Genomic DNA, 11,566 nt, shown 5'->3' on the forward strand with positions numbered 1-11,566 from the left:
CTAAATAAGCAATCGATAAACTTTTACAACAACATAAAAACAGCTTGCATAAAAAAACTCCCCAAGGGGAGTTCTTTACAGATAAACCAAAAAGTATCTTATCGTTTCGAATATTGGAAACGCTTACGAGCGCCTGGTTGTCCATATTTTTTACGTTCAACCATTCTGGCATCACGGGTGAGAAAACCACCTCGTTTTAATGCTGGACCCAAATTTTGTGTCTCATCTCGCTGCAAGGCGCGTGAGATACCATGGCGAACAGCACCAGCCTGTCCCGACAGACCACCACCACTAACAGTAATGTGAGCGTCATAGCTTCCTAAAGTTTCTGTTGCCTCAAAAGGTTGCTTGATGATCATCTGCAAAACTTCACGCTTAAAATAAGCGGCTAAAGTCTGCCCATTGACAACGATCTGGCCAGTGCCTTTTTTCAACCAAACTCGAGCTGCCGAAACTTTTCTACGACCAGTTGCATAAAAACGATTCATAAAACTTTAACTCCTCAACCTATACTCATATTCGTTGGGTTTTGTGCAACATGCGGATGGTTAGCACCTGAATAAATCTTCAATTTTTTAAACATTTTCCGGCCAAGTGGACCTTTTGGCAACATGCCGCGAACAGCGTGTTCGATTACTAAAGTAGGATTTTTCTCCATTTGTTTTTCAAAGGAGACTCCTTTTTCGCTTCCGGTATAGCCTGAGTGTGTCCAATACACTTTATCAGACGCTTTAGCACCAGAAACTTTTACTTTATCAGCATTCACCACAACAATAAAATCACCGGTATCGACATGTGGGGTATAGGTTGCTTTATGCTTTCCACGAAGCACAGAAGCAATCCTGGTTGCCATTCTTCCAAGAATTTGATCTTGGGCATCTACTAGGTGCCACTGTCTCGAAACCGATTCCACACTTGCAAATTGTGTCTTCATTACTTCAATCCCTGCCAATTTTTGTGCTCATTCAATAGGCAAATTCGTTTTGGATAACAAAACTAACTTTATAAACTGTCGCATTGCCCCTTATGCACACACAGACCGCTTGTGTTTGTGCCTGTTAAATGGTCTATTGTCAAGCAAGCTTGGCACTCTAACAGCAAAGAATTTCTCTCATTATGGCATCGGCGAATAAAGCTCCCTGCTGGCTGATAAAAAATTCTTCATTTTTCTCTTCTAACCACCCATTTTTCAACATGTTCTGCATTGCTTTGAAAAATCCCTGAGGCAACTGCTGTTGATGGCGCTCAGCTAATTTTTTTGGATTAATTCCTAATTTCATATTCCTCAAGCCAAAAGCCAAAGACTCTTTTAAAGCATCTTGAGCATTCAATTGATCATATTTAAAACAAAGATCACTTTTGGGATCTAAAAGCCATTGTTCAAGACTCGCACTGTTGTGAGCCCGACAAATTCCACCACCTTCTAAAAAACGCATGGAATGAGCTGATGGCCCAAGACCAATATAGGATCCTAATCCCCAATAAACTTGATTATGTCTGCTAAAAAATCCATCCCGGGCATAGCTTGAAATATCGTATTGAATAAAATTAGCCGAGCATAGTTTCTCTTGCACCAGGCGATAAATTTCTACCTGGGTGTCTTCGTTGGGTTCCGCCATTTTCTTATTTTGGATCTTTTTATAAAAGTGGGTCCCCTCTTCAATAGTGAGCAAATAGGTGCTGATATGAGGAACTTTTTCCACCAAGTAATCAATACTCTTTAATGTAGCTTCCTGAATTTCTTTGGGAACCCCAAGAATCATATCTACCGAAATATTTTCGATTCCAGCAGTCAATATTGTTTCAATCGCTTTTTTGGCCTGATCACCACTATGCTTTCGGCCCAAAATTTTAAGCAAGGGATCATGGAAACTCTGCACCCCCAGGCTCACACGATTTACTCCAGCCCTCTTTATTGATTTTATATATTCACTAGTTATGTCTTCAGGGTTAGCTTCAATGGTTATTTCTGCATCGTTGTTAAGAGCACCATTATTCTTAAAAAATTCCAATAATAATTCTATTTCTTGAGCAGCTAACAAAGACGGAGTCCCACCACCAAAATAGAGGCTCAATGCAGGGCCTTGCAACCATATGCTCGAGCGTGCGTCCCATTCCTCGAGCAGTGCGTGAGCAAAATTTTTGTGTGGTTTATTTACTACAAAATAAAAGTCGCAATAAGGACAACGCCTGCGACAATAGGGTACATGTATATAAATTGCATATGCATTCATATAATAAATTCTTTAAAACCTTTAATAACTAGTGACATTTGAAACATTACTCTAGATTATTTTCATCTGTTCACAAGACTGCCATCGATTAATTATTTGGAGAGCTGACATATACTCTTGTTCATGGGCTGACCCTACACAGGTCTCCGGTACCACTACTAAAAATCCATGATCCATAGCAGCCGCAGCAGTAAGCAGAACGCTCGTATGAAAAGGCACTCCAACGATAATAAGATTTTTTACTTTTAGTTGTTCTAAAATTGATTTTAATTCTGTTTTAAAAAAAGCATTGGGACGAATTTTATTAATACACAATTCTTTTGTGCGAGGACTTAAGTCTTGAATAACAGCACTGGAATAAGCTTTTTCCTTCTCCCACACTGTATTACAAAATATGACAGGACGGTTGCGTTCACGAAAGTATTGTAATTCACCGAGAATATAAGGAATTATTTCTCGTGATGATGGAACAAAAAAATTTCCTTGATTATGGGCAAACTCATTGATCATATCAACAACTAATATCGCCTTCTCTGATCTGTTATCACTCAGCAATTCATCCTCCTTAACTGTCGTTTTATTTAATATATTTTATTATTCAACAATTCGCGATCGATCACAATAACAGATCGTTATAATGGGCGGGCTAATTTTAGATATGGATTCAAAGAGGAATGCTTTCACAGTGGCCCACTTTAGTCAAAGGGTGCGCCTAAAAGCATTGCCAGGAGATTGTCTTCATGAAAACGCCCGATAAGAAGACCGAAATGACCAATGAACTCGAGAATGAGGATTCCATACTGGAAGAAGACTTCTTCCCTGTGCGCCAAAAACTACGCCCCGGTCCCCCTGGCGCTGATGCACTCATACCATCCGACCAAGATTTACAAGATGCCTCACACATCTTACATCTGGTTGAGAAGGGGCAGCTTGAAACCAGAGTTCCTCCAAGAGACACCAGCAAAGATCGTATCCATTTGACCGGACGCCAAAGACTATCTGCTGATGATGAGGCTGAGCTTGCCATAAGGGTTCAGCGTTACAGCGATCTTGATGCAAGGAATTGCTTGGTGATGTCCAATATAGGACTTGTGCACCTCGTTGCTAATCAGTTTTGTCGCCCACCCGTTCGCTACGAGGATCTCGTGCAAGAAGGTACAATGGGACTTATTCGAGCTACTGAAACCTTTGAGCCTAATCGAGGTGTTCGCTTTTCTACTTACAGCGTCTATTGGATTCGGGCAAAAATTCAGCGCTTTTTACAAAAAATTGAACGTGACGATATCCCAGTTATCAGTGGCGCTGAAATGCTAGAAGACGAAAAAGGAAAACGAAGACGCCCTCGCGCAAGAAAGGTGAGCATAGAACATAGCCAAGAAGATGATCAAAGCCGTAACTTAAGTGAGCTGCTTCCATCGGACTCGAAAAACCCAGAATCAGTAGCTTTGCAAATTGAACGAGACAAAGTTATCAAAGAAGTCTTGCTTGGAATAGTTGAAGAGCTACAAGATGAGCGTCTACATGCAATTATTGAATGGCGTTTATTAGCTGAGGAACCAGAAACACTCACCAAAGTAGGATCTCGCGTAAATCTATCACGAGAAGGAGCACGGCTGTTAGAAGCAAAGATGCTTAAGCTCGCTCGGCAGCGATTAAAAAAATGGCGAAAAGACTAGAACACTCTTTGTTTGAAACAACTCAAATCACTCAGCGAAAAAACCGGCAACCACCGCTGTTGTCGTGTATTTTTTCCACATTTTTTCTCTTGTGCATGCCCACTTGGACGATGGGTGTCGAGAGCACATCATCGTTGATGGAAATCGATGAAGCCAAAACTATATCTCAAAAATCTTTTCAAAAATTTATCGAAAAAATTGCCCAAAAACAAAAAAATGCCGCGAACTTTGTTCGGATTAATATGAGCTATTTAATAGGACAAAAAATTAGCGAACTAACATTTATTGTAATTTTAAAAACTGCACTTTACGCCAACGGATTTTACATTAGCAAAAAACTCGATCGCGACATCAACCTTCATGCATCTTTAGCCTTCGAGAACAATTTATAAAACTATTTATTGCTAACTTTAGTCGTCTATTTTTTGCGCGCCAATTTTTGCCAAGTGATCCTCAATAATAGTTTTGGCGTTAGCAAGAACCAAAAAGATATTGATTGGTGACACCACGATATTCTCACAGCATCCATTGATGACTTGCCGTAAAGCAGCAATTAATTCCTTATTTTTAGCAGCATTGCTTTCTTGAGGATCAATAAAATAAACGGCAAATCGGTGAGATGGTGTTTTATACTGACTTAGTCTGACTTGAGCTCCAATAGAGTTAATTTTAAGCAAATTATCAATAATCGAAGCAAGCTCACCAAGCTCTCGCTCAAGATCGAGGCTTAGCACGCCACTTTCTTCCATAGGCTTCATAGAAAACGAAAACGACATACCACTGCGCTCTTTCAAAAGTTTAGCAAAATCCTGATTCAATTGAGCGAGATAGTGTTCTGCTGATTTTTGGGTGTTCTTCTGTCCGTTGCTTACTTTGGGTGGCAAAGCCTTACTCGGGACATAAGCTTTATCGCCATTTTTTTGGGATCCACTTCTAGAATTGTAACTACCCGCAAAATTATGAGAGCGACGAATTTTTGGCGCTGTATTTTTTTCTACAACAATGCTTGATAGAATACCGCTTTTTAAATGACTCGGCTCTTCATCCAATGAATTACCTAACCCGTCATGTACTAAATCTTCCAAAAAGTCATTTTGGATTTTATTTCCGATATTATCGGGCGGAACTTTAATTTCCTCAAAGCTTCTGCGATTGCCCACTTCAAACTGATTTCCCGTAGATCGAGTTTTGGGGGCTACTCCCCTTCCTCGAAAACCTCTACTGCCTATACTCATCGACAATACCTTTGTTCGATTGATTATCAACTAATTACATCAAAGCAATTAGCTTTTTCTACACCTTCACTTTAATTGATTGTCTTTTAATAATTATCTGCTGCAATATAGTTAGCAAGTTATTAGTCAAGATATATAAAGATAGTCCTGACGGCATTTTTAACATTATAAAAGTTAAGAAAATAGGCATAGCCCACATGACATATTTCATCTGCGGCTGATCCGCTGGTGGCGGCGTGAAAATTTGTTGAATCAGCATGCTCAGACCCATCAATACGGGAAGCACAAAATATTGATCTGGACGCGTCAAATCTTTGATCCACCAATAAAAGGGTTGATCAAGCAGCTCGACAGAACTTCTCAACATTTGAAAAAACGCAAACCAAATAGGAAGCTGAATCAACATCGGCAAACATCCGGCCACCGGGTTTACACCATGCTGTTTATAAAGCTCCATTTGTTTTTGACCCAACAAAGTTCGATCATGACCAAACTTGCCCTGCAATTCCTTGAGTTTTGGCTGCAATACCTTCATGGACTGTTGCGATGAAAAAGATTTTGCAGTTAGCGGATAGGTAAGAAGTTTAATGATCAAAGTGATCAAAATAATGGCTATTCCATAATTATGTACAAAGCCAAAGATCTGTACCAGCAACCACAGCATTGGTCTGCTCAAAATACCAAACCAACCAAAATCAATATTCTCATCTAAAGGAGGTCTTACAGAAGCTAAAAGTGAAACCTGCTTAGGACCCATGAACATATTGTAGCTAAAAGATTTTTCTTCACCATTCATGAGAATAAAAGGTTTTAGGTGAATATCAAATCGAGCTTCTCGGCGAATATCATTGATTTCTTTTACCCGAGCTTCAACTTTTTCAATTTTTTCATTCTCGCTGAGCAAAAATGCCGATATGAAAAATTGATCATCAAAGGCTACATATGAACAATTATGAAAGCTTTGTGATTGGGTCGCTAAGTCTTTATAGCTAAGCTTTTCGTGTTCTTTTGGTAGCTTCACAACCAAAGATTCAGCCTGAACTCCAGGGTTCATCAATCCTGGTTCTGCTTGCGCCTCACCATCTTTAACTGCACTTAAAATAAACTCACTTTTAAGAGGAACTTTGCTCAAATTTTTCCAAGTGATGATCTCTGAAATTTTTCCATCCGGATGAAATTGATAATGGCGATCAATCTGCAATCCTTCACTACTAACAAAACGAAAAAGAATGCTCGAAGCATCAGAGCTGACTATTTCGTAGTTACTATTTTCATCAACAGAAAGAGCATTATTTCTAGATGTGAGTCTCAACCACGAAGAGCCATTGTCTTGTTCGCTCAGCAGGGGCTTTTCTTGACTAAAATCTGTAAGAACGAACTCGCTCAACAAAGCCCCACGGCTTGATATCTGTGCTTTATAAGAAGTTCTTGCATCAAAAGCATTCTCGCTTTGAGGTACAACAAATTCTTTGCTCACGAGCGGCGTTGTAGTCGAGGTAGCACCTGCAAAATGTGCATGAGCTTCATTTACTACTTCTTTTGCTTCAGCCCTTAGCTCTTCTTTTTTCAGCTCAGGAGTAGGCTTGCTCTGTGCAATAGGAGCATTTTGTTGGGGAAAAAAATATGAATAAGCCATCAAGATAGCGCTTGAAACCACTACTGCTAAAAGTAGGCGCTTAATATCTGGGCCTTGCCCAGGATCAACCATGTTAAATTGTGTCATTGATGGCTTTCCTTAGAACAGTAGTTTTACTTCTTTTGATCACATAACTCATTTTTTTCTCATCATTGCTTTGAGAAATTTTGCCTTGCCATACCTCGAAGCCCCGAAGACAATCACGGCAAAGCAATTCTTTTTTCTTTAGAACGATCGCTTCATTCACTTCAAATTCGCACTTGCACTGCATGCAGGTACATTTTAATTTTTTCTGCTGCACCAAACGTCCGCTTTCATAAGTTTCAAGCAATCTCTCTGCACACGTACGGCAGTACTTAGTTTTTGCTCCACCAATTTTTAACGAGACGTAGTCCACTTGATGGCATCGGCTACATTCAATACGCTGGCACACTCGCGTTCCAAAACTATTACGCGCTGCCCCAACAACTTTTGGCATTGGTGTTCTTTTTTCAAATCTTTTTTGATTCATAATGTTTTTTATCTATCGCGAGCCCACATTCATGCTCTTAGATTTTTCTTTTAGTAATTATTTGCTCTTGGTTTTACTTAAAGAAGACGCCAAATGATTAACTTCTTTTTCCAGATTATGGCAATCAGAAATAGCGCACTTGACTGTAATACTCACACAAGTCTTTTCACCTACTACTACATCAAAAGTTCTAATCAATACTGGAGTCAAAATATTATTGTTTTGATAATACACCCCTCTACTCACGCTATGAACCCCTAAAGGAGAAGAGATGCTTTGTTCAACATCTTGTTTTATATTGTTTTTTTTCCATAAACGCATTCTTTGCATCTTCAACAATGCCAAAGAGGCGCTTGATAAAATAATATTTTTTTCAAGCAATAAAGTATCTTCCAAGGTGCCTGGTTTTTTACAGGAAAGCGCTTCGTGCTGTAATGATTCCTTTTGGCACTGCCAGTTGTAGGGAATTTCAAAACTTAAACCAGCAAATTCTATTTTTTTCGGACTATTTTTTATATCCCACCAGTCAGAAAATAGTGTGATGGGCATGGCAGTTCCCGCACTAAGCTTAGATGCGCTCAAAAAAAACATGCCGAAGGAAAAACTTGTTGCAATCACTCCATAGAGCAGTGGTATAAAAAAAATTGATGCTGTTCTCGGGCATTTCATACAATGCAAACGAAATTCCTCTTCATATTTATTTCACCGACCCTCTAAAATTTCTTCTTCCCACACGGGACTTAGAGTGAACGGTTCAGGATCTACATGGGGAAAACTAATATCAAAGCGAATTTCTTCGAACAATAAGATAACAGTGACACTCCAAAAAAGAATCAATATCTAGTTCCTTCAAGAAGGGAGTAAGGCGTTCATCAATTTCTGCACTTTTTACTCAAAAATTTCTGGGTATTTTTGCGGGTCGGCCAAGCAATATTTTTCACCGAAACTGCCCTCAGGATGAAGGGTACTTTCAACATAAATTCGATCTGAAAATCCGCCACGTTTAGATTTTTTATTATTTTTGGCTGTAATAATATCATCCATTGAAATTTCATATGCCTCTGCCATGGCCTCAATTACCTCCATAACATCCGCCAGCTCTTCAACTATCTGCTCCAAAGAACTTGCCGATACCACTTCTTTACTTTCTTCCAGCAGTTTTTCTTTTAAGCATTGTTGAAATTCTTTTTGCTCAAGCTTTCTCCAATTAACTCGCGATCCTTGAGATTCTAGTAAAGCCATTGCTTTATCACGCCACAATTTATTTTGTTTGAATTGACGCACAGCTTATCCTTCGGTCTTGCTAAAAATGCAGCGATAAAAAACTCGTCTGATTAACTTAACCCCCTCATTGCGAGGGGGTTGTAGATAAAATTTCTCAATTTGACTCTAAATATCAATCTCGAAATTATCCAAAGCAACTTCTTCTATGAATTCGCGCCGAGGCTCTACTTCGTCTCCCATCAAGTCAGCAAAAGCCTGATCTGCTTCCACCACATCTTCGATATTTACCTGCAACAAAGTCCGAGCGTTAGGATCCATAGTGGTTTCCCACAACTGCGTAGGATTCATCTCTCCAAGACCTTTATATCGCTGTATGGTATGCCCCTTTCTGGAAGACATCTCGATATGCTCAGCAAAATCATCAAAATTATCAAAACTATGTTCAGAACCACCGCGAATAATCACAAAAGGCGCTTCTCCAAGAGATTTAGCAAGGGAGAAATTCTTAATCAAATCCCGGTAGTCTGGGCCCATAAGAAAGGTAGAAGCTACTTTAGTTATCAAAGGTGAACCATCGCGCTGCGATTTAATCAAAAAATATTTCTCGGTATCATTCTCAACTTTTTCAACTGAGATAGGCAAAGCAAGTGAATCCCTTTTACTAAGATAGCTTCGCACGTTTTCTTCGAGTACAGCAGGGTCAAGGGCTATTGGGTCACTAGTATCCATTCCCTCTGCCCTCACAAGAGCATCAAGAATCTCTTCATCGTATCTCTTTCTTAACTTATTAAGGCTTCGCTTATAGGTATAAAATGCAGTCAAGGCTGCTAAGGCTTGTTTTTCATCGACAGGTTGATTCGAAACAGTCACCATAGTTTGGTTCAAACTCTGCTCCAAAAGATATTTTTCCAACGCTTCATCATCTTTTACGTAGCTTTCTTTTTTACCTTTTTGCACTTTGTACAGCGGCGGCTGGGCAATATATAGATATCCACGTTCAACGAGCTCTCTCATCTGACGATAAAAGAAAGTAAGCAGCAACGTGCGAATGTGGCTTCCATCCACGTCCGCATCGGTCATTACAATAATTTTGTGATAGCGAACTTTTGAAGCATCAAATTCATCAGGCCCGATTCCGCACCCCAGCGCCGTAATAAGCGTTGTTATTTCTTGTGATGATAGCATCTTATCGAACCGAGCTTTTTCTACATTGAGAATTTTACCTCTCAAAGGCAAAATCGCTTGATACTTACGATCACGACCATTCTTCGCTGAACCACCGGCTGACTGTCCCTCAACAATGAAAAGCTCGGCTTGCTCTGGTGCTTTTTCTTGGCAATCAGCGAGTTTGCCTGGCAGACCCATCCCATCAAGCACACCCTTGCGACGAGTGAGCTCACGCGCCTTGCGGGCAGCTTCACGTGCGCGCGAAGCCTCTATAACTTTTTGGCATACTGCTTTTGCTTCGTTGGGATGCTCTTCCAACCATGCCGATAAATGTTCTGAAACTAATGATTCAACAACCGCTTTTACATCAGAAGAAACCAACTTGTCTTTGGTTTGAGAACTAAATTTGGGATCGGGAAGTTTTACACTTAATACAGCAGTAAGTCCTTCTCTAATATCTTCGCTTTTAACTCCACCCTTAGAAACCAATTTTTCAAATTGGCGATATATATAGGCCGTAACACTTCGGGTTAAACCTGCTCTAAATCCTGCTAGGTGCGTGCCACCATCATTATTTTTAATATTGTTGGTAAAACAATACATGCGCTCCTGATAAGTACCATTCCACTGCATAGCGATATCAACTTGGCACATTGCTCCTTGTGCCTGCTCGCCCATAAGCCGTTCTCCACTGATAAGCATAGGCTCTTTATGAAGAGGAGTGCTTGAGCGATTTAAATGCTGAACAAACTCGCAGATGCCATTTTCAAAAAAGAAATTATGACTCTTGCTGCTTCGTTCATCCAAGATATTGATCTTAAGTCCTTTGTTTAGAAAAGCTTGTTCTCTTAGGCGGCCAGATAAAATATCAAAGTGAAAATCGATATTAGAAAAAATTTCTGGATCTGGTTTGAAACTAATTTTAGTGCCTGTTTTGGAAGTGGGGCTTACTTTTAAAAGGCCGCTTACGGGATCTCCACGGCTAAAATTCTGCTCGTATTGAAAACCATCACGACAAATCTCAAGTTTCAAATGCTCGCTAAGAGCATTGACAACACTTACTCCAACTCCGTGCAGTCCCCCGGATACCTTGTAAGAATTTTGATCGAACTTACCACCTGCATGAAGAACACACATAATCACTTCACACGCTGGACGACCCGATTCATGCATCCCAACGGGAATACCCCGACCATTGTCAGAAATTGAAACCCACGAGTTTTCGTGAATCACCACATCCACTTGATCACAGTAGCCAGCTAATGCTTCATCGACAGCATTATCAACTACTTCATAAACCATGTGATGCAGACCAGAACCATCGTCAGTATCACCAATGTACATGCCTGGCCGCTTTCTTACAGCAGACAAACCTTCTAAAACTTTTATAGAAGACTCGTCATAGGCTGACGATCCAAGTTCTTTTTTCGAATCGGAAGATGAAGTCATTGTTTGCACCACAGTAATTCTCTTATGTTCTTTTTATTAAAAATTTCTGCACAAGCGTAGCACGCATCAAATAAATGTCACAGGCCCCTGATTTGGAGGCAAATCATTTTTTGAAATTTCCTGCAGCCACCAATAAATTTTAAATAAATACTGATTAATAAATGTACAGCTTAGTGAAGTCTATCTACAACAGATTCCTTGTAAAGACAGCTGGGGATTCCCTTAAACAATCAAAGTTCCCAAAAATTGGATTTTGGGTGCTTGGCACAAAAGTATAAACGCAAATTTTCAACAAAAATTGCACAGTGTATGACTGCCTAACATTTTGATTTATCGCTACTAGTCACCAGTAATCGACAATCTTAGAAATAACCTACTTCTATCAAAATAAAAAACGACTCAAAATGAGTCGTTTAAATAATCATGTTACTTCA

At 39.8% G+C, this 11,566-nt stretch carries 12 protein-coding genes; 2 read left to right on the forward strand and 10 right to left on the reverse strand.

Annotated features, from left to right (window positions below; translation table 11 throughout):
• Positions 1-98 precede the first annotated feature (98 nt).
• From rpsI to H6731_05085, 4 genes are all read right to left on the reverse strand, one after another.
• Entirely contained in the window at positions 99-488 is a 390-nt protein-coding gene (rpsI, locus tag H6731_05070) for a 30S ribosomal protein S9 (GenBank protein ID USN51779.1), read from the reverse strand.
• Positions 489-502: 14 nt separating this feature from the next.
• The gene (gene rplM, locus H6731_05075; protein USN51780.1) at positions 503-934 is read right to left on the reverse strand and encodes a 50S ribosomal protein L13; all 432 of its coding nucleotides are present in this window, start codon (positions 932-934) and stop codon (positions 503-505) included.
• A 157-nt stretch (positions 935-1,091) separates the two neighbouring features.
• The gene (gene hemW / locus H6731_05080) at positions 1,092-2,234 is read right to left on the reverse strand and encodes a radical SAM family heme chaperone HemW (protein USN51781.1); all 1,143 of its coding nucleotides are present in this window, start codon (positions 2,232-2,234) and stop codon (positions 1,092-1,094) included.
• Between the two features lie 51 nt (positions 2,235-2,285).
• The gene (locus tag H6731_05085; protein ID USN51782.1) at positions 2,286-2,789 is read right to left on the reverse strand and encodes a cysteine hydrolase; all 504 of its coding nucleotides are present in this window, start codon (positions 2,787-2,789) and stop codon (positions 2,286-2,288) included.
• A gap of 185 nt (positions 2,790-2,974) precedes the next feature.
• Between H6731_05085 and H6731_05090 the strand changes: the two genes are divergently transcribed.
• Complete coding sequence (locus tag H6731_05090) at positions 2,975-3,910, forward strand: sigma-70 family RNA polymerase sigma factor (GenBank protein ID USN51783.1); 936 nt, start codon at positions 2,975-2,977, stop codon at positions 3,908-3,910.
• Positions 3,895-4,302 (forward strand): hypothetical protein, encoded by a 408-nt coding sequence (locus H6731_05095; protein ID USN51784.1) that lies wholly within the window; start codon positions 3,895-3,897, stop codon positions 4,300-4,302. Before H6731_05090 ends, H6731_05095 begins: the two co-directional genes overlap by 16 nt.
• 18 nt (positions 4,303-4,320) lie before the next feature.
• Here the strand turns inward: H6731_05095 and H6731_05100 are convergent, their stop codons facing one another.
• The 6 genes from H6731_05100 to gyrB all read right to left on the reverse strand — a co-directional run bounded on the left by H6731_05100 (position 4,321) and on the right by gyrB (position 11,132).
• On the reverse strand, positions 4,321-5,145 hold the full coding sequence (locus H6731_05100) for a hypothetical protein (protein ID USN51785.1): 825 nt from the start codon (positions 5,143-5,145) through the stop codon (positions 4,321-4,323).
• A gap of 58 nt (positions 5,146-5,203) precedes the next feature.
• Positions 5,204-6,868: a membrane protein insertase YidC gene (gene yidC / locus H6731_05105; protein USN51786.1), complete on the reverse strand. Its 1,665-nt coding sequence runs from the start codon at positions 6,866-6,868 to the stop codon at positions 5,204-5,206.
• Positions 6,855-7,292 carry a hypothetical protein gene (locus tag H6731_05110; protein ID USN51787.1) on the reverse strand — a complete coding sequence of 146 codons (438 nt, stop codon included), beginning with the start codon at positions 7,290-7,292 and terminating at the stop codon, positions 6,855-6,857. Before H6731_05110 ends, yidC begins: the two co-directional genes overlap by 14 nt.
• Positions 7,293-7,349: 57 nt before the next feature.
• Complete coding sequence (locus H6731_05115) at positions 7,350-7,970, reverse strand: hypothetical protein (GenBank protein ID USN51788.1); 621 nt, start codon at positions 7,968-7,970, stop codon at positions 7,350-7,352.
• A 210-nt stretch (positions 7,971-8,180) separates the two neighbouring features.
• The gene (locus tag H6731_05120; GenBank protein USN51789.1) at positions 8,181-8,576 is read right to left on the reverse strand and encodes a nucleoside triphosphate pyrophosphohydrolase; all 396 of its coding nucleotides are present in this window, start codon (positions 8,574-8,576) and stop codon (positions 8,181-8,183) included.
• A 105-nt stretch (positions 8,577-8,681) separates the two neighbouring features.
• Positions 8,682-11,132, reverse strand: a complete 2,451-nt coding sequence (gene gyrB / locus H6731_05125; GenBank protein USN51790.1) for a DNA topoisomerase (ATP-hydrolyzing) subunit B — start codon at positions 11,130-11,132, stop codon at positions 8,682-8,684.
• Positions 11,133-11,566 lie beyond the last annotated feature (434 nt).

This window comes from Myxococcales bacterium, assembly GCA_023898405.1.
Taxonomy (GTDB): domain Bacteria; phylum Myxococcota; class UBA727; order UBA727; family JABDBI01.

Bases quoted from the DNA above. Each gene is read 5' to 3' on its own strand.
- rpsI (USN51779.1), bottom strand. From the start codon at position 488: ATGAATCGTTTTTATGCAACTGGTCGTAGAAAAGTTTCGGCAGCTCGA.
- rplM (USN51780.1), bottom strand. From the start codon at position 934: ATGAAGACACAATTTGCAAGTGTGGAATCGGTTTCGAGACAGTGGCAC.
- hemW (USN51781.1), bottom strand. From the start codon at position 2,234: ATGAATGCATATGCAATTTATATACATGTACCCTATTGTCGCAGGCGT.
- H6731_05090 (USN51783.1), top strand. From the start codon at position 2,975: ATGAAAACGCCCGATAAGAAGACCGAAATGACCAATGAACTCGAGAAT.
- H6731_05095 (USN51784.1), top strand. From the start codon at position 3,895: ATGGCGAAAAGACTAGAACACTCTTTGTTTGAAACAACTCAAATCACT.
- H6731_05100 (USN51785.1), bottom strand. From the start codon at position 5,145: ATGAGTATAGGCAGTAGAGGTTTTCGAGGAAGGGGAGTAGCCCCCAAA.
- yidC (USN51786.1), bottom strand. From the start codon at position 6,868: ATGACACAATTTAACATGGTTGATCCTGGGCAAGGCCCAGATATTAAG.
- H6731_05110 (USN51787.1), bottom strand. From the start codon at position 7,292: ATGAATCAAAAAAGATTTGAAAAAAGAACACCAATGCCAAAAGTTGTT.
- gyrB (USN51790.1), bottom strand. From the start codon at position 11,132: ATGACTTCATCTTCCGATTCGAAAAAAGAACTTGGATCGTCAGCCTAT.